This window comes from Streptomyces sp. NPDC002845 (assembly GCF_053591955.1).
This window is the reverse complement of sequence record NZ_JBSFUU010000041.1, coordinates 39,199-55,974: the sequence shown is the minus strand read 5'-3', so window position 1 is coordinate 55,974 and position 16,776 is coordinate 39,199. Positions and strand designations below refer to the sequence as shown.

General features: G+C 69.5%; 23 protein-coding genes. 10 read left to right on the top strand and 13 right to left on the bottom strand.

Features of this window, described 5'->3' with window-relative positions; translation table 11 throughout:
* Window positions 1-76 precede the first annotated feature (76 nt).
* The 4 genes from ACWD3C_RS27495 to ACWD3C_RS27480 form a co-directional block, all read right to left on the bottom strand.
* Entirely contained in the window at window positions 77-808 is a 732-nt protein-coding gene (locus ACWD3C_RS27495) for an LmeA family phospholipid-binding protein (protein ID WP_451148425.1), read from the bottom strand.
* Between the two features lie 201 nt (window positions 809-1,009).
* Window positions 1,010-2,212: a hypothetical protein gene (locus ACWD3C_RS27490; RefSeq protein WP_451148424.1), complete on the bottom strand. Its 1,203-nt coding sequence runs from the start codon at window positions 2,210-2,212 to the stop codon at window positions 1,010-1,012.
* A 10-nt stretch (window positions 2,213-2,222) separates the two neighbouring features.
* On the bottom strand, window positions 2,223-2,477 hold the full coding sequence (locus ACWD3C_RS27485) for a MoaD/ThiS family protein (RefSeq protein ID WP_451148422.1): 255 nt from the start codon (window positions 2,475-2,477) through the stop codon (window positions 2,223-2,225).
* A gap of 49 nt (window positions 2,478-2,526) precedes the next feature.
* Window positions 2,527-3,408, bottom strand: a complete 882-nt coding sequence (locus ACWD3C_RS27480) for an alpha/beta hydrolase (RefSeq protein ID WP_451148420.1) — start codon at window positions 3,406-3,408, stop codon at window positions 2,527-2,529.
* Between the two features lie 305 nt (window positions 3,409-3,713).
* Between ACWD3C_RS27480 and ACWD3C_RS27475 the strand changes: the two genes are divergently transcribed.
* On the top strand, window positions 3,714-4,493 hold the full coding sequence (locus tag ACWD3C_RS27475) for a response regulator transcription factor (RefSeq protein WP_451148418.1): 780 nt from the start codon (window positions 3,714-3,716) through the stop codon (window positions 4,491-4,493).
* Window positions 4,494-4,631: 138 nt separating this feature from the next.
* The gene (locus ACWD3C_RS27470) at window positions 4,632-5,654 is read left to right on the top strand and encodes a LacI family DNA-binding transcriptional regulator (protein WP_451148416.1); all 1,023 of its coding nucleotides are present in this window, start codon (window positions 4,632-4,634) and stop codon (window positions 5,652-5,654) included.
* Window positions 5,655-5,759: 105 nt separating this feature from the next.
* On the opposite strand, the gene ACWD3C_RS27465 is transcribed toward ACWD3C_RS27470, so the two are convergent.
* A complete protein-coding gene (locus tag ACWD3C_RS27465; protein WP_451148414.1) occupies window positions 5,760-7,577 on the bottom strand; it encodes a trypsin-like serine protease in 1,818 nt (605 codons plus the stop codon).
* A gap of 273 nt (window positions 7,578-7,850) precedes the next feature.
* On the opposite strand from ACWD3C_RS27465, the gene ACWD3C_RS27460 reads away from it, so the two are divergent.
* The 4 genes from ACWD3C_RS27460 (at window position 7,851) to ACWD3C_RS27445 (ending at window position 11,654) form a co-directional block, all read left to right on the top strand.
* Window positions 7,851-9,107: a S1C family serine protease gene (locus tag ACWD3C_RS27460; protein ID WP_451148412.1), complete on the top strand. Its 1,257-nt coding sequence runs from the start codon at window positions 7,851-7,853 to the stop codon at window positions 9,105-9,107.
* Between the two features lie 47 nt (window positions 9,108-9,154).
* On the top strand, window positions 9,155-9,355 hold the full coding sequence (locus ACWD3C_RS27455; protein WP_451148410.1) for a hypothetical protein: 201 nt from the start codon (window positions 9,155-9,157) through the stop codon (window positions 9,353-9,355).
* A 95-nt stretch (window positions 9,356-9,450) separates the two neighbouring features.
* Complete coding sequence (locus tag ACWD3C_RS27450; RefSeq protein WP_451148408.1) at window positions 9,451-10,188, top strand: response regulator transcription factor; 738 nt, start codon at window positions 9,451-9,453, stop codon at window positions 10,186-10,188.
* A complete protein-coding gene (locus tag ACWD3C_RS27445; protein ID WP_451148406.1) occupies window positions 10,185-11,654 on the top strand; it encodes a sensor histidine kinase in 1,470 nt (489 codons plus the stop codon). Before ACWD3C_RS27450 ends, ACWD3C_RS27445 begins: the two co-directional genes overlap by 4 nt.
* Here the strand turns inward: ACWD3C_RS27445 and ACWD3C_RS27440 are convergent.
* From ACWD3C_RS27440 to ACWD3C_RS27410, 7 genes are all read right to left on the bottom strand, one after another.
* The gene (locus tag ACWD3C_RS27440; protein WP_451148404.1) at window positions 11,629-11,988 is read right to left on the bottom strand and encodes a hypothetical protein; all 360 of its coding nucleotides are present in this window, start codon (window positions 11,986-11,988) and stop codon (window positions 11,629-11,631) included. The two genes, ACWD3C_RS27445 and ACWD3C_RS27440, sit on opposite strands and share 26 nt — an antisense overlap.
* Complete coding sequence (locus ACWD3C_RS27435) at window positions 11,985-12,332, bottom strand: DUF6247 family protein (RefSeq protein ID WP_451148402.1); 348 nt, start codon at window positions 12,330-12,332, stop codon at window positions 11,985-11,987. The genes ACWD3C_RS27440 and ACWD3C_RS27435 overlap by 4 nt, the downstream gene beginning before the upstream one ends.
* A gap of 47 nt (window positions 12,333-12,379) precedes the next feature.
* Window positions 12,380-12,628, bottom strand: coding sequence for a hypothetical protein (locus ACWD3C_RS27430; protein ID WP_451148400.1), 249 nt, complete (start codon window positions 12,626-12,628; stop codon window positions 12,380-12,382).
* Window positions 12,629-12,694: 66 nt separating this feature from the next.
* On the bottom strand, window positions 12,695-12,895 hold the full coding sequence (locus ACWD3C_RS27425; RefSeq protein WP_451148398.1) for a DUF397 domain-containing protein: 201 nt from the start codon (window positions 12,893-12,895) through the stop codon (window positions 12,695-12,697).
* Window positions 12,892-13,089, bottom strand: a complete 198-nt coding sequence (locus tag ACWD3C_RS27420; protein WP_451148396.1) for a DUF397 domain-containing protein — start codon at window positions 13,087-13,089, stop codon at window positions 12,892-12,894. The genes ACWD3C_RS27425 and ACWD3C_RS27420 overlap by 4 nt, the downstream gene beginning before the upstream one ends.
* Window positions 13,086-13,289 (bottom strand): DUF397 domain-containing protein, encoded by a 204-nt coding sequence (locus ACWD3C_RS27415; protein WP_451148394.1) that lies wholly within the window; start codon window positions 13,287-13,289, stop codon window positions 13,086-13,088. Before ACWD3C_RS27415 ends, ACWD3C_RS27420 begins: the two co-directional genes overlap by 4 nt.
* Window positions 13,273-14,112, bottom strand: a complete 840-nt coding sequence (locus ACWD3C_RS27410) for a helix-turn-helix domain-containing protein (protein WP_451148392.1) — start codon at window positions 14,110-14,112, stop codon at window positions 13,273-13,275. The genes ACWD3C_RS27415 and ACWD3C_RS27410 overlap by 17 nt, the downstream gene beginning before the upstream one ends.
* Before the next feature lie 136 nt (window positions 14,113-14,248).
* Here ACWD3C_RS27410 and ACWD3C_RS27405 point away from each other — a divergent pair, with 136 nt between their 5' ends.
* On the top strand, window positions 14,249-14,533 hold the full coding sequence (locus ACWD3C_RS27405) for a hypothetical protein (protein WP_451148390.1): 285 nt from the start codon (window positions 14,249-14,251) through the stop codon (window positions 14,531-14,533).
* Window positions 14,530-14,859, top strand: coding sequence for a hypothetical protein (locus ACWD3C_RS27400; protein WP_451148388.1), 330 nt, complete (start codon window positions 14,530-14,532; stop codon window positions 14,857-14,859). Before ACWD3C_RS27405 ends, ACWD3C_RS27400 begins: the two co-directional genes overlap by 4 nt.
* Window positions 14,860-14,883: 24 nt before the next feature.
* On the opposite strand, the gene ACWD3C_RS27395 is transcribed toward ACWD3C_RS27400, so the two are convergent.
* Entirely contained in the window at window positions 14,884-15,624 is a 741-nt protein-coding gene (locus ACWD3C_RS27395) for an SDR family NAD(P)-dependent oxidoreductase (protein WP_451148386.1), read from the bottom strand.
* A gap of 98 nt (window positions 15,625-15,722) precedes the next feature.
* Between ACWD3C_RS27395 and ACWD3C_RS27390 the strand changes: the two genes are divergently transcribed.
* The gene (locus tag ACWD3C_RS27390; protein ID WP_451148384.1) at window positions 15,723-16,070 is read left to right on the top strand and encodes a darcynin family protein; all 348 of its coding nucleotides are present in this window, start codon (window positions 15,723-15,725) and stop codon (window positions 16,068-16,070) included.
* Window positions 16,063-16,650, top strand: coding sequence for a TetR/AcrR family transcriptional regulator (locus ACWD3C_RS27385; RefSeq protein ID WP_451148382.1), 588 nt, complete (start codon window positions 16,063-16,065; stop codon window positions 16,648-16,650). Before ACWD3C_RS27390 ends, ACWD3C_RS27385 begins: the two co-directional genes overlap by 8 nt.
* Window positions 16,651-16,776: the final 126 nt, after the last annotated feature.

Here is a 16,776-nt window from a genome sequence, read left to right as displayed (position 1 = left end):
CGGGCACGTATCTGCCGTGTGGACGGGGGCGTCTCGCCTTTCGGACACGGGCCTCGGTCGTGCCCGATCGACTGTCCTACCCCGCCAGCGTCACGTTCGAACCCTTCACCGTGATCTCCACGCCGGCCCGGGCCGCCGCGACCTTGTCGAGCTGGATGCCGCCGGGGAGCTGGTCGATGTTCTGCTGGAAGTCGGTGATCGTGCGCATCAGGTTCTCGGCGAGGTCGATGCCCAGGTCGGGCAGGGAGTCGGCGCGGACCTCGACGGTGTTGTCCTTGACGGTGACGGAGCTGAGCACGGAGAGCTGCTGCGTGCCGATCACGGGGGCGTCGATCTCCAGCTCGACCTTGATCTTGCCGTCGCCGCCGTCGGAGAGGCCGACGACCCGGGCGGTGATGCCGGGGCCGATCCGGGTGGGCTCGGACGTCGCGGCCTTGAGGAGTTCGTCGTACGCGATGGTCGCGGTACCCGTGGCCGTGCCGGCGGTGGCCGAGCTGTAGTCGCCGGAGAAGGTGACGTCACGCATCTCGGCGGTCAGGTCGGAGATGAGGATCGTCCCGGCGCCGGTCGTCGAGGTGGCCTCGTAGTTCTTGATGCCCACCTCGACGTTGTCCAGCTCACCGCGCGCCACCTGGGTGAGGAACGGAAAACCCTTGATCGACACGTCCGGGGTGCTGGTCAGGCCCTCGTTGCTCTGCACCCGCTGTGCCACCTCGTTCTCGGCGAAGTTGACCGCCACACGGTCCGCGATCGCGAACAGGCCGCCGAGGACCACGGCGACGATGACAAGTATCCGCAGTGCGCGCATGTCCTGGTCTTCCCCACGTTCCCCGTCGGCGGTGGTCGGTCGTCGGTTGTTCTCCACCCGAGTGGCCGTCGCGACCCGAGTGGCCGTCGAACGCGACGGTAACCCCGGCCGGGGGGCGGGTGGGCGTGGGTGCGGAGGCTTGTTGATCAGCTGTGACAGGGGCGAAGCACACCCCTGAAGCACACCCCTGAAGTCCACGCCTTACGCCAGTGCCCGCCCCACCAGGTAGATCGCCGGTGCCGCGGCCGTCAGCGGCAGCGCCACGCCCGCCGTCATGTGGACGAAGCGCGACGGGTAGTCGTAGCCGGCGACCCGGTGGCCGATCAGGGCGCAGATCGCGGCCGCGAGGCCGAGGAAGGCGCCCCCGGTGCCCAGGCCGGTCGCGGTGCCGAGGGCCACGCCCGCGCCGGTGGCGGCCAGGAGGGACACCGGCACCGAGGCCGGCGTGGGCAGCGGCAGGGCGCGGGCGAGCAGCGCGACGGCGACCGAGGCCGCGCCGACGGTGACGGCGTCCGGGGCGGCCGCCAGGTGGCCGGCGGCGACGATCGACAGGGCCGCCGAGGCGACCGTGGCCATCAGGCCGTACATCCGCTCGTCCGGGTCCGCGTGCGAGCGCAGCTGGAGTACGAGGGCGAGCAGGACCCAGACCCCCAGGGTGCCGAGGATCGCCGCGGGCGCGTTCTCCCGGCCGACCGCGAGCAGAACCGCGTCGGCGGTCAGCGCGCCCGCGAAGGCCAGCGCGATGCCCTGCCGGGCGGGCCACATGCCGTTCAGCCGGAACCAGCCCGCCGCGGTCACGGCCTGCAGCACGACCAGCGGTACGGCGAGCGCATACTCCCCGACCACCGCCGTCCCCGCCAGCAGCGCCCCGAGCACCGCCGTGATCAGCGCGGGCCGCATCCCGGGCTCGATGATCGGCGAGCGCCCCTCCGCGCGGGCCCGCTGGGCGTCCGTGACCCGGGAGTTGCCGGTCAGGGTCGGCGGGCCGTAGCCGGAGAGGTCCCGGGACTCGTCGGAGCCCCCCTCCTCCGTCGGCGCCGCCGCCTGCGGAGGCTGGGCGGCAGCCTCGTACTGCTGCCGCCACGGCTGCTGGTGCGCCGACGGCTCCCCGTATCCCTGCAACGCCTGCGACCCCTGCGACCCCTGTGACGGCAGATACGCCGTCTCCGCCACGTTCGCCGCGGGGGCGACCGGCGCCTGGACCTGCGTCTCCCAGGTCTGGCCCTGCCACTGCTGGGTGTACTGGTCCTGCTCGCCGTACTGGTACTGCTGCTGAGCCGAGGCCGGGCTCTGCCCCTGGGCCTGGGCCGGGGCCGGGGTCTGGTCGTACCCCTCCCAGCCAGGCTGTTGCTGCTGATACGGGTCGTACCCGTCGTACGACGATCCGTACGGCTGGTTGCTCATGATCTGGGGGTCACCCTCCTGCGAACGGCGGGAGCACCTCGACCGTGCCGCCCTCGGCCAGCCGTACCGTCTCATGTTCACGCGTGCCCACGGGGTCACCGTCGATGAGGAACGAGCATCGCCGCAGGACGCGCGCGAGTTCGCCGGGGTGTCGCTCGCGGGCCGCGTCGAGCGCCTCGGCGAGCGTGTCCGCCTCGTACGGTTCCTCGGCGACCCCGGCGGCGGCCTTGGCGGCGGCCCAGTAGCGCACCGTGCCCTTTGGCATCTCTGGGTTCCTCAATCAATCGGCCGGACGGTAGTGAACACCGCCCAGGCTAGGCCCTGCTGCGGCCCGCCCGCGAAACAGCCCACTCCCCGATCCTGCGGAGCAGTTCGTCCTCCGCCGCGTGCTCGGCGTGGCCCATGCCCGGCTCCAGCCAGAGTTCGCCGTGGTCACCGGCGGCCTCGGCCAGCATCCAGGGGTGGTCGACCGGAAAGTAGCCGTCGAGTTCGCCGTGGACGATCAGCAGCGGGGTCGGGGCGATCATGGGCACCGCCTCGACCGGGGAGAGCGGCACCGGGTCCCACTCACGGTGGTGGATACGGGTACGGAAGCCGTAGCGGCCCACGAGACGGCCCTCGGGGCGGGTGACCAGCCAGTGGAGGCGCCGCATGGGGGCCGTACCCCGGTAGTACCAGCGGGCCGGGGCGCTGACGGAGACCACGGCGTCCGTTCCCCTGCCCGCTTCCGTGCGCCCCGCGTGCACCCGCCCGTGCAGTGCCGCGTGCCGGAGCACCACCGAGCCACCCATCGAGAAACCGACGGTCGCCACGCGCGCGTGCCCCAGTTCCCGTGCCCACGCCACCGCGGCGGCCACGTCGAGCACCTCGCGGTCGCCGACCGTGGAGCGGCCCCCGGAGGCGCCGTGGCCCCGGAAGGAGAATGTGACCACAGCCCCGTACTGCGCGAACGCGCTCGCGATTCGCCGCACGTGCGGGCGGTCCACGTCCCCCGTGAAGCCGTGCGCGACGACGAACACCGGGTGACCGGAAGGTGGCGCCCCGGCGTCGTATACGACCGCCCCCGGGTCGTATACGGCATCGATCGTCACTCCGTCGTCAGTGGTCAGAAACCTCCGCAGAGGGGTGTCGTTCACCGTCTCAGAGTTCGGGACGCCGGAAGATCGCGTCACATGACCTGCCGCACCAGTGCTCATGTGGGCTATTCTGCTGGGCAGAGGACTCGGGCAGCGTAGCCCCCGGGTCCTTTTGTGCTTTCGCAGGCGTTGTATACGACGCGGGAAACCGCAGGTGACGGGGCCGTCGGACGCATAGTGGCTCCTCCTCGGAGCCACGGCGGGTCCCAGGGGCGCGGGGGCCGCAACCGCACCAGTAGTACCGAGCAGTACCCGGCAGTACCCAGCAGTGCCGCAAACGTCCTCGCAGGGACCGAGGAGGAACCAGACGTTATGGGCGAGCGAACCGTGCACGAACGTATGACGACCCGGGCAGGTGGGGTGCGATGAGTTCTCTGCTGCTCCTGACCAATGCCCTCCAGCCGTCGACGGAGGTGCTTCCCGCCCTCGGCCTGCTGCTGCACAACGTGCGCGTGGCTCCGGCGGAGGGACCCGCTCTCGTCGACACCCCGGGCGCCGACGTCATCCTCATCGACGGCCGCCGCGACCTCCCGCAGGTGCGCAGCCTGTGCCAGCTGCTGCGCTCCACCGGACCCGGCTGCCCCCTCATCCTCGTCGTCACCGAGGGCGGCCTCGCGGCCGTCACCGCCGACTGGGGCATCGACGACGTGCTTCTCGACACCGCCGGTCCGGCCGAGGTCGAGGCCCGGCTGCGGCTCGCCATGGGCCGCCAGCAGATCGTCAACGACGACTCCCCGATGGAGATCCGCAACGGCGACCTGTCCGTCGACGAGGCGACCTACAGCGCCAAGCTCAAGGGCCGGGTCCTGGACCTGACCTTCAAGGAGTTCGAGCTCCTCAAGTACCTCGCGCAGCACCCGGGCCGCGTCTTCACGCGCGCGCAGCTGCTGCAGGAGGTCTGGGGCTACGACTACTTCGGCGGCACGCGGACCGTCGATGTCCACGTACGACGGCTGCGCGCGAAGCTCGGGCCCGAGCACGAGTCGCTGATCGGGACCGTACGGAACGTCGGTTATCGATTCGTTACGCCGGAGAAGGGCGACCGCGCCGCCGACGAGACGAAGACCCAGGCAACCCCGGCAAAGGCGGAGGATGCGGACGAGACGACCGCTCTGGACGCCACCGAGGTCACGGCCGAGGCCTGACCGAGGCCTGACCGAGACCTGAGGGGTCCGGCCGCGCGCAGGGCGTACACGGCTTCCGCACAAGGGAGCGACAGGGGAGCGGTAAGGAAGCTCCCGTACGCCCTGCCCAGAGCAGGTCCATCCGCGTAGACTCCGCGCGTGGCCAAGGTGACTCGGGATGATGTGGCGCGGCTGGCGGGGACATCCACCGCCGTCGTCAGTTATGTCATCAACAACGGACCCCGGCCGGTTGCCCCGGCCACGCGCGAGCGTGTCCTCGCCGCCATCAAGGAACTGGGGTACCGGCCCGACCGGGTCGCCCAGGCCATGGCGTCACGGCGTACCGAGCTCATAGGCCTGATCGTCCCGGACGCGCGCCAGCCCTTCTTCGGGGAGATGGCGCACGCGGTCGAACAGGCCGCCGCCGAGCGCGGCAAGATGGTCCTCGTCGGGAACTCCGACTACATCGCCGAGCGCGAGGTCCACTATCTGCGGGCCTTTCTCGGGATGCGCGTCTCCGGGCTGATCCTCGTCAGCCACGCGCTCAATGACAACGCTGCCGCCGAGATAGACGCCTGGGACGCCCGGGTCGTCCTGCTGCACGAGCGGCCCGAGGCCATCGACGACGTCGCCGTCGTCACGGACGACATCGGTGGCGCCCAGCTCGCCGTGAGCCACCTCCTGGAGCACGGCCACCCCTACGTCGCCTGTCTGGGCGGCATCGCGGAGACCCCCACCGTCGGCGACCCGGTCTCCGACCACGTCGAGGGCTGGCGGCGCGCGATGAGCGACGCCGGGATCTCCACGGAGGGGCGCCTCTTCGAGGCCCCGTACAACCGTTACGACGCCTACCAGGTGGGCCTGCGGCTGCTCTCCGGGCCGGACCGGCCGCCCGCCATCTTCTGCTCCACCGACGACCAGGCCATCGGCGTCCTGCGCGCCGCGCGCGAGCTGCGCATCGACGTGCCGGGAGAGCTGGCGGTGGCCGGGTTCGACGACGTCAAGGAGGCGGCGTTGACCGATCCGCCGCTCACGACTGTGGCTACGGACCGTACGGGGATGGCGCGGGCGGCCGTCGACCTCGTTCTCGATGACGGACTGCGCGTGGCTGGGTCCCGGCGTGAGCGGCTGAAGCTGTTTCCGTCCCGGTTGGTTGTGCGGCGGTCCTGCGGCTGCGCGTAGACAGACGCATGGGCTGAACGGCCGCGTGGGCCGGACAGCCGCGTGGGCTCGTACCGTACGGCTTGTACGGTACGAGCCCACGACAGAGCTCAGAAGCTCAGGTGCTCAGAACAGCAGGTTGTACTGGTTGTAGCCCGTGCCCAGCTTGATCCGGCTCGCGAAGATCTTGCTGGACGCCTTGCCCGTGCCCCGGTACAGCCACAGGTTGCCCTTCTTGTCACGGGTCATGACGTCGGCCTTGCCATCACCGTTGACGTCGCCGCTGGTGACGTACTGGGTGAAGTTCCAGCCCGTGCGGACCGTGAGCCGCGACATCCACGGCTTCTTCGTCTTACCGGTGCCGCGGTACAGGAACAGCTTGCCGCTACCGGAGCGGACCAGCAGGTCGGCCTTGCCGTCGCCGGAGAAGTCGCCGTGGCCCAGCAGCTTCGCGGTCTTCCATGCCTTGTTGACGACCTTGACCCTGGAGTTGAACTGGCCGTTGCCCTTGCCCGGGTACAGGTACACCGAGCCGTCCTTGGCCCGGGCGACCATGTCGGGGCGGGCGTCACCGGTCAGGTCGCCGGGGATGGCGTACGACTTGTAGCCGCCCCAGACGTTGACGCCCGTCCAGGCGAACTTCTGGGTGTTGTGGTTGAAGTAGCTGCGGCGCAGCTTGCCGTTGCGCTTGTCGCGCACGATCAGGTCCTGGTAGAAGTCGCGGTCCAGGTCGGCCTGGATGGCCCAGCTGAAGTTCTGCCAGCCGCTGCCCTGGGCCACGCGCCGCTTGAGCGAGGTGCCCTTGCTCGCACGCAGGAACAGCTTGCCGGCGGTCCCGCGGGCCATCAGGTCGGCGCGGCCGTCGAACGTCAGGTCGGTGTCGTCGATGCGCGGCTGGGCGGCCCAGGTGTACGACTTGACCTTGGTGAACACCGGGTAGGCGCCCTTGGCGGTGCAGCCCGCGACGCCCCAGGAGACGATGCCGGCGATCTTGCCGTTCACGACCAGCGGGCCGCCGGAGTCGCCGTTGCAGGGGCTCTTGGTGCCCCCGTCGGTGCCGGTGGCCGGGGTGCCCGCGCAGACCATCGAGCCCTCGATGAAGTAGTCCGCGCCGAGGAGCGACCTCATGGAGCTGTTGCAGGTCGAGTCCTTGACCATCGGCAGTCGGACCTTGCGCAGCTTCGAGGACAGCTGGGCGTCGTCGCCGCCGGAGGTCAGGCCCCAGCCGTACACCGTGCCGGTGGTGCCGGGGGTGTAGAGGGCGTTGTCGTTGCTGGCCGCGAGGCGCAGCGTGGGCCTCTTCATCAGGGGGGCGTTGAGAGTGAGGACCGCGATGTCGTTCCTGAGGGTCCGAGCGTTGTAGTTCGGGTGCTGCCACTTGCGATGGATACCGACGACCGTTCCGTTCACGTCGTCGTACAGGTTGGTGGCGCCGGCGAAGGCCACGCCGTTGGCGCGCCAGTTGAGGCCCGCGACGCAGTGGGCGGCGGTGAGGACCTTGTTCGGGGCGACCAGTGCGCCGCCGCAGAAGTAGCCCTCGTCGGTGGCCTCGTTGTAGTACCCGAGCTGGATCATCCACGGGGCGCGGGAGATCGTGGTCTCGGTGCCGCCGATGATGAACGGGGTCACCTTCGACGGCTCGCTGGACTCGCCCGACGCGCTCGACTCGGTCGAATCGCTGGACCCGGAGGAGTCGGAGGAGTCGGTGACCTCGGTGGCCTGGGTCTTCGCCGCCTTGACAAGGCGGTCGCGCAGTTCGGCCTCGGAGGCCTTGGGCGTCGGGGCCGCCTCCTCGGCGACCCCCGGCTCGGGCAGGGCAGGGGCGTCCGCAGCCGTCGCGGGCTGCGCCGCGAGGACGCCGGCGCAGCTCAGCACCAGCGCGAGAGCGGCCGCGGGCAGGGCTGTGACAGCACGTCTGTGACGGCCACGCAGGGCACGTATCACTGGAAAGCTCCTGAGATGGGTGTCATCGTCGGGCCCGAGAAGGGCGTACCGACGCGCAGGCCCGTCCCGAGCCGCGGAGCCCCCCTCCGGCCCCGCGAGCCTAGTTCCCAATTGCCCCGACACGCGCAGGATTTATAGAAGAGATACCAACTTTCGTTCGAAGCCTGCTGGGAGAAGCCGCGCGAGCGTCTTTATTTCGGGCATACGAGGTTCTGCTCGGCTTCTCAGGGAGGACTCAGGGAGCTCTCATGGACGGGGGACAAGCTCTGAGACATGACCGAGAGCATCCGCCGCAGCGGCGAGTACGAGAACCCCCAGGGTCACGGACACCAGCCCGCGTACCCCGAGCAGCAGCACGCCTCCTCCCCCGTGAACCCGGAGTGGCCGCCCCCGCCGGTGTACGAGCCGGTCGCCGAGCCCCAGACGCAGGTCCTGCCCCAGACACCGGACGCGCTCCGGACGGCAGCCGAGCCTCAGGCGGGAGCCGGGCGTCAGGCGTCAGCCGGGCCCCAAGCGACAGCCGAGCCCCAGATGGCAGCCGGGCCCCAGACGGCATACACGGCCCAGACGTCATACGCGGCCGACGGCGGCGGAGGCAACGGCGGCGATACGGCTCTCCTCACCGCCGCCCCCACCAACCCGGCGGAGCCGGCCCCCGCCCCCGTCGCCAAGAAGCGCGCCCGTGGTCCCGTGGCCCTCCTCGCCGCCGTGGCGATCGTGGCCGCGGCGATAGGCGGCGGCACCGCGTACGGCATCCAGGAGCTGACCGGCACCGACACGACCTCCACGTCCACCTCCACGAGCGTGGTGCCCACCAGCCAGAAGGGCACCGTCGCCGGGGTCGCCAAGGCGGTCAGCCCGAGCATCGTGGAGATCAACGCCAGGTCGAACACCGGTGAGGCCACCGGTTCCGGCGTGATCATCACCAGCGACGGCGAGATCATCACCAACAACCACGTCATCTCCGGCGCCTCCTCGATCACGGTGACGACGGACGACGGCAAGGAGTACACCGCGCAGGTCGTCGGCACTGACAGCGCGAAGGACCTCGCCCTCATCAAGCTGGACAACGCCTCCGGGCTGACGGCCGCGAGCCTCGGCGACTCGGACAACGTCCAGGTCGGCGACGAGGTCGTGGCGATCGGCTCCCCCGAGGGCCTGACCGGCACGGTCACCAGCGGCATCGTCTCCGCGCTCGACCGGGACGTCACGGTCGCCACGGACCAGGGGCAGCAGCAACAGCAGCAGGGCGGCGGCTGGCCGTTCGAGTTCGGCGGTCAGCAGTTCAACGGCGACACCGGCTCGTCCACCACGACGTACAAGGCGCTCCAGACCGACGCCTCGCTCAACCCCGGCAACTCCGGCGGCGCGCTGATCGACATGAACGGCAACATCATCGGCATCAACTCGGCGATGTACTCGGCGAGTTCGGCCTCGTCGGACGCCGGAAGCGTCGGCCTCGGCTTCGCCATCCCGATCAACACGGTCAAGTCCGACCTGAGCACGCTGCGGGCGGGCGGCAGCGACTGACGCCCTGCCCTCTTTCCCTCTCCCCTTGATCGACTCTGGAGGTCGACATGATCAAGCAGGTTTCCCACGAGAACATGACCGTCGGTGACCCGTCCGGCCTGACCCTCGCCCTCGCGGTGGCCGCCGAACTGCACCCGCCGGTGAAGCGGGCCCCCGAGGTGGCGGTCACCCGCGCCGCCGCCCGCCGGAACACCACCGCACGTATGCACCGCCGTACCGGCAGCCGTACCGCCGCCGCCAGAGGCTGATCCTTTCTGCCCGGCCCTGGAACGTGCGAGGCTGAAGCCCTCCGAGGCTTGAAACTCCCGTCCACGACCCATCGCACCCGAGGAACAACACCACCATGAGCCCCGCCGAAGGCGACCGTGACCCCCAGCGCATCCTCATCGTCGACGACGAGCCGGCGGTGCGCGAAGCACTTCAGCGCAGTCTGGCCTTCGAAGGCTACGACACCGAGGTCGCCGCGGACGGCGTGGAGGCGCTGGAGAAGGCCACGGCGTACCAGCCCGACCTGCTGGTCCTGGACATCCAGATGCCCCGCATGGACGGCCTGACCGCCGCCCGCCGCATCCGCGGCGCGGGCTCGACCACGCCCATCCTGATGCTCACGGCCCGCGACACGGTCGGCGACCGCGTGACCGGCCTGGACGCGGGCGCGGACGACTACCTGGTCAAGCCCTTCGAGCTGGACGAGCTGTTCGCCCGCGTCCGCGCCCTCCTGCGGCGCAGCTCGTACGCGGCGTCGGCCGGGGCGGACACGGACCAGGAGGACGACGCCCTCACCTTCGCCGACCTGCGCATGGACCTCGGCACCCGCGAGGTCACGCGCGGCGGCCGGCCGGTGGAGCTGACCCGTACGGAGTTCACACTCCTGGAGATGTTCATGGCCCACCCGCGCCAGGTACTCACCCGTGAGCAGATCCTCAAGGCGGTCTGGGGCTTCGACTTCGAGCCCTCGTCCAACTCCCTCGACGTCTACGTCATGTACCTGCGCCGCAAGACCGAGGCCGACGGCGAGCCCCGGCTCGTCCACACCGTGCGGGGCGTCGGCTACGCCCTGCGGGCGGGCGGCACGGAGTGAGAAGGGTCGTGCGCCGGTTCCGGTCCCTGCCCCTGCGGGCCCGGCTGTCGCTCCTGGTCGCGGCGGCTGTGGCGTTCGCGGTGGCGGCGGTTTCGGTGAGCTGCTGGTTCGTGGTGCAGGGGAAGTTGTACGACGAGGTCGACAGCGATCTGCAGAAGGCCCTCCACAAGAAACCGACGGTCACGACCGTCAACGCCCTCATCGAGAGCTGTCCCCAGGAGCCGGCCGACCAGTCCGGCGTCAGCGACTGGGGCCCGCCCAGATTCCAGTACTACCAGGTGGTCAGCGCGGACGGCACCGCGTGTGTCTTCTCGGACTCCGCGGGTGTCGTGAAGGTCTCCGACAGTGACAAGGAGGTCGCCGAGAACCCGGTGTACGACGAGGGGACCCTCCGCAACGGAACCGACGGTGAGGGCAACTCCGTACGGATCCTGACCACACCCCTGATGGCCAAGCAGGGCCCTCTGGGGGAGCCGATCCCGTACGAGGGCTATGCCTTCGTCGTCGCGACTCCCCTCGAAAGCACCACGAACACCCTCAACGAACTCGCCCTGCTCCTCCTCTTCGTCTCCGGTATCGGAGTCGTGGGCGCCGGAGCGACCGGTCTGTTCGTGGCCCGCGCGGCCCTGCGCCCCGTCGACAAACTCACCGAGGCCACCGAACACATCGCACGCACCGAGGACCTGACGATACGCATCCCGGTGGAGGACGACTCGGAGGACGAGATCGCGCGCCTGTCCCGTTCCTTCAACTCGATGACGTCCTCCCTGGCCAGCTCACGCGAGCTGCAGCAGCAACTCATCGCGGACGCGGGCCACGAACTACGCACCCCCCTCACCTCCCTGCGCACGAACATCGAACTCCTCACCCGCAGCGAGGAGACGGGCCGCCCGATCCCGGCGGCGGACCGCAAGGCCCTGATGGCCTCGGTGAAGGCCCAGATGACCGAACTGTCCTCCCTGATCGGCGACTTGCAGGAACTGTCCCGCTCCGAGGGCCAGCGGGGCGAACGCGTCCAGGTCGTGGCCCTGGAGGACACCGTCGAGGCGGCCCTCCGCCGCGCCCGCCTGCGCGGCCCCGAGCTGACGATCACGGCGGACATCCAGCCGTGGTACGTCCGCGCCGAACCGGCCGCACTGGAGCGCGCGGTGGTCAACATCCTCGACAACGCGGTGAAGTTCAGCCCGGAGGGCGGGACGATCGAGGTCCAGCTGACCAAGGGCGTCCTCACGGTCCGCGACCACGGCCCCGGCATCCCCGCCGAGGAACTCCCCCACGTCTTCGACCGCTTCTGGCGCTCCCCGAGCGCCCGGGCCCTGCCGGGCTCGGGCCTGGGTCTGTCCATCGTGGCGCGGACGGTGCAGCAGGCGGGCGGACAGGTGACCCTGGCCCGCGCGGAGAGTGGGGGGACGGTGGCGACAGTGCGGTTGCCGGGGGCGCCTACGGCTCCGCCGGAGGTTCCGTAGGAGGTTCGTAAACCTGCCAGAAGACCTCTACCACCAGGATCTGCGGATCCGCAGAGCGTCGAACGAAGGTGTAGACCAGCCAGCCATTGTGATTGTCGAAGTACACGATGCGCGGACCCTTGGGATCGCTGGACCGTACCGGCTCGACATACATGGTCTCCGGGAGGTCGCGATCGGTGTCGATCCCACGGAAATACGGGTCCTTCGCGGTGACCAGCTCGGCGCGAACCTCGTCAACCATCTTCCGCACATGCTCCGGCAGTGCATCACGGCTGGCGAGGGCATCGAGCCGCCAGTCCATCTGCCAGGGCGGTCCCATGAACTCGTCGGTCACTCGCCAGGGTCCAAGTCCCGCATGCTGTAGCGAATCTTCGCCACCTCTTCGAGGAGAGCCTTGGCCTCAGCGATGTCGGTCGCCTCTGCCGCACGGTGCTGAAGCTCGGTCACGTGAGCGTCGAGCTTCGGATCACGTGCAATTGCGTATTCGCACCACCAGCGGGCCAGGAACGCGGACACGGGACCAACGTCATACGTGTCGCCGATCGCCCGCCTCCAGTGCGCGTCGAAGTCGGGGAGGAGGTGGGGGGCGTCTTCGGCGATGGCCCTGCGCAGCGCCTTCGGCGTCCGCTCGGGCATGGGGGGGACGACGGGATCGAGTTCCGCAGCATGGGCAGCCATGATCGATGTCCTCCTTGGACGCGCCGTGTCTACGACCATAGCCGCGCTCACCGTCCCCGCGCGGATCGTCCGCACACCGGCTCCGACCGGGGCAGCAGGCCCTGGGCACGGATCTTCTCGGCGGCCAGGGCGTACAGGTTGGCCAGTACGTCCGGCCCTTGATCAAATTCCTCGTCGGTCAGCGAGCAGCCCATCCGCTCGCGCAGTACCTCGCGAGGGGCAGCGACACGTTCGGCGAGCCGATCGGCGGTGAGCTGCTGAGCCGCAGAGGGGTCTGTAGTCGTGATCTCTGGCATGGGATCACCGTGACCGGACCGCACGCCTTCCCGTCCCGGTTTCGCGTCCGCTTCACCCGGAGGTGTTCACCACGCCCCGACCTTGACCCGCTCCACGAACGCCGACCAAGAGGGCGCCCCGAAGACCAGCACGCGGCCCTCCGGGACCTTGCTGTCGCGGACGGGAACCATGGCGGGGTGGCCGTCGGCGACCTCGACGCAGTTGTTGTCTCCCCCGTCGCTGTAGGACGACTTGCGCCAGACAGCGGTGCCGAGGTCCGGAGTCACGCCGTCTCCCGTACGTTGCTCACGAACGCGGACCAGGAGACGGCGGAGAAGACCAGCGGGCGGGATGTCGGGGTCTTGCTGTCGCGGACGGGGACTATGTCGGGGCAGCCATCGGCAACCTCAACGCAGTTTCCGTCGCCCCCATCGCTGTAGCTCGACTTACGCCACACGGCAGTACCGAGGTCGGGAGTCACGCCATCTCCCGTACGTTGCTCACGAACGCGGACCAGGAGGCGACGGAGAAGACCAGCGGGCGGGCGGCCGGGGTCTTGCTGTCGCGCACGGGGACTATGCCCGCGTAGCCGTCGGCGACCTCGACGCAGTCGTTGGCTCCCCCTTCGCTGTAGCTCGACTTGCGCCACGCGGCGGCGGTGAGGTCAGGGGTGGGCTTCATGGTGTCTGTGCTCCTTCAGTACGGCCCTGATGAACTTCAGCGAGTCCGACGGGGACAACGCCAGGTCGCGGAGCCGATCGTAGGACAGTCGGTTCCGCAGGACCTCGTCCGGATCTTCGATCAGCCGACTGCAACCGTTGCCTTCCTTGTAGGCAACGGCACTTCCGTCCTGCTGCCACAGCAACGTCAGCGACCCGTTCATATGGTGGTGCGCTCCCGCCGAGAACGGCAGTACCTGGATCGTCATGTTGGACCACATCGCGGCGGCCTCAAGGTGCGCCAGTTGGTCGTGCCAGGTCTGGGAGTCGGCGGCGGGACGCCGGAGTGCGGTCTCGTCCAGGATGACGCGGACATCGGGCTGCGGTTCCTGCCGTAGCAGGTACTGCCGTCCCAGTCGCGCCGCGACCTGCTCCTCGACCCACTCGTCGCCATCAGCCGTTGTCTGGGCCTTGGACAACACCTCCCGCGCGAAGTCCTCGGTCTGCAGGAGACCAGGAATCCCCGGCGCGAAGAGCCACATGATCCGCGCCGTCGCCTCCAGCTTCATGAACTCCTTGTACTGGTCCTTGAACGCATCCAGCCGTGCGATCTTCCAGTGACTCACCAGCAGGTCACCGGCCCCGTAGTACCCGTCCAGGTCCTCCATGACCGTCACCTTGGACAGCCGCTGCCCCGACTCCATGCGGCTCAGGTAGCTCTTGTCGTACCCCGTCTCGTCGGCGAGCTGCCCCAGCGACTTCCCCGCCTTCTCCCGCAGGAACCTCAGCGTCCGGCCCAACACAGCGCGCCCCGACTCCCGTTCCCCGTCAACCTCTTCGGCCACGTCACACCTCCTCGTTGCCTGGGGCCGCAGACAACGCCGACCCCCTTCCGCAGCGTACGCGCAAGCAGTGACGATCGAGGCACGAACGGTAATCACCGCTCGCCAGCACCCCAGGAATCCAGGAAGGGACACCGACATGCGCGTACCCCTCGCGAAATTCTGCGAGTCGGTCCTGCTCACCCTCGTACGGCTACTACTCCCCACCCAGGGACGCCACCGAGCCGCCATGCCCCAACCGCCGGACAGGGAACACCCCTTGACGCCCCCACCCCACTCCCCACCGGTACGCCCTCACCACCCCCTCCACGCACTCCCCTTCGAACTGGACACCCCCCTCGTACGCCCCTACCTCTTCACCCCGGAGGAACGACGCGACTACACCAGCCCTCGCCACATCCACGGAGTGGAGGTCTCCGCATGAACGCCCCGGAGGAACTCCCGGAGGAACCCCTGACGCCCGGCACGCTGCGTCTCCTGCCCTGGACCGGCCCCGAAGGCAAACCCGCCTACCTCAGCACCGACAACGGACACAGCAAGCTCTCCCTGCTCGCCGACGACGTGGAGGCGGCCCAACTCAGTTCCGGGGAACAGGTACTGGCGGGAGCCAGGGCCGTCCTCGCCGACCGCAGGGCAGGCGAGCGCGCGGTGCGCTTCGCGCTGACCAGGGCGGTGGAGTCGCTCGGAGACGTACTCCGTATCGCGGTCAGCCGGGGGCAGCGCCTCGGTACGGGTACGGACGAAGGCTGATGCGGCGGTCGCGACTCCTGCTGCTCAGCCCTCTCGGAGCAGGCGGGCCACGAGCGCGGGGGACAGGCGGTGAAGGGCTGTCAGGGCGCGGATCTTGCCCACGTGGACGACGGGGCGGTTGCGGTCGAGGCCGCGCAGCAGTTCCGTGGCGGCCCGTTCGGGGCTGATCTTGCCGCTGCCCCGGCCGGCCGTCATGGCCGTGTCCACGAGCGGGAGCATGGCCTCCGTCACCCGGATGCCCCGCTCGTCGTCGGCGAGTTGGTAGCGCAGGGCGGTGGTGTAGCTGCGCAGGGCGGCCTTGGTGGCGCAGTACAGGGGAGCGGAGCGCTTGGGGGTCAGGGCGAGGGCCGAGGTGATGTTGACGATGGCGCCGCCGGGCAGCATCAGCGGCAGGGCCAGCGCGGTGAGCTTGACCGGACCGGTCAGATTCGTGCCGATCTCCGTGTCCGTGTCCCGCAGCAGGTCGTCACGGTCGCGATCGGTCAGCCGGTAACTGAACTGCACGGCCGCATTGTTGACCAGCAGGCGGATGGCTCCCCTTTCCCGTATCCGCTCCGTCAGAGACGCGACCTCGCTCTCCACGGCGAGGTCGCACCGGATGGCCTCGATACCCGGGATGGCACCGGCGGCGGCCACTCGCTCCCGGTCGCGGCCGCAGACGACGACCCGCTCACCGCGTCCGGCGAGCAGCCGCGCCAGTGCCAGGCCCACTCCGGCGGTACCGCCGGTGATCACGGCCAGCCCCACGCGCTCCGTGCCAGACACGTTTCCCTCCTCGCCTCAGGATTTCATTACAGCACAGTACTGTAATCTAATATGAGTTCTCGGTGGGTGTCCGCGCACAAGGCACAAGAGGGAGCGTCGTGACGTACGTGGTGATGAACATGCTGCAGTTCCAGCCCGCCTGGCTGCGGTTGGAGCGGGATGAGAGGGCTCGTGTCTGGGCCATGGTCAAGGATCTGGCCGCCCGCGCCGAGGGGGTCGGGCTGCGCTGGTTCGACGCGGAGGCGTTCTGCGCCGACTACAGCGACATCCTGTTCGTCGAGACCGAAGACCTCTCCGCGTACTACATGTTCTGGGAAGCGGTCCGGGACACCGAGCTGTTCTCGGTGCCCTATGTCGAGGTGAAGCAAGTGGCCATGGGGATCGAAGACGGGTTCGCCGCGCATGACAGTGCCCTCGCCGCCCGCGAGCAGGTGACCGGTGCCTGAGCGGACGTCGGCAGCGGGCCGCCCGCGCAGCGGTGAAGCCTCGGTGCGCATCCTGCGGGCCACCATCGAACTGCTGGCGGACAGCGGCGCGGCCGGGGTGTCGGTCGACGCGGTGGCCTCCCGCGCGGGCGTCTCCCGCCCCACGGTCTACCGGCGCTGGAAGAACCGTACGGAGCTGATCGCGGCCGCGATCCGGGACGCGTTCGCCCAGGCCAACCCCGAAGCCCCGGACACAGCCGATGTATGGGCGGACCTGGTCACCGTACTGTCCAACACCATCCGCCTCCTCACCGGCACCGACCTCGGACGCGTCCTCGCCGGGCTGGTCAGCGAACTGCCCAGATCGCCCGAACTCGCCGCCGCTCTGCACATGGTGGAGCGCGAGCGGCGCCAGATCCTGCGCCAGGTACTCCAGCGCGCCGAGGAACAGGACCGGCTGCGCCTGACCGATATGGACCTGGCCGTCGACGCACTGCTCGGCCCGGTCTACCTCAGGCTGCTCGTCACGGGTGACCCCGTCCCCGGCGAACTCGCCGCACAACTCGCCACCCTGGTGGTCGGTCCTCCGGTTCCGAAGTGACCGTGACCGTGGAACTGCCTTGCCATGGGGCCGAGTTCGGGAAGTTGATCACGATCGGTCACGCCCCTGAACAGTAAGTTTCGTAAGTATTCAAAGACCCCTGTTATCTTCTGCTCACTTCTGATG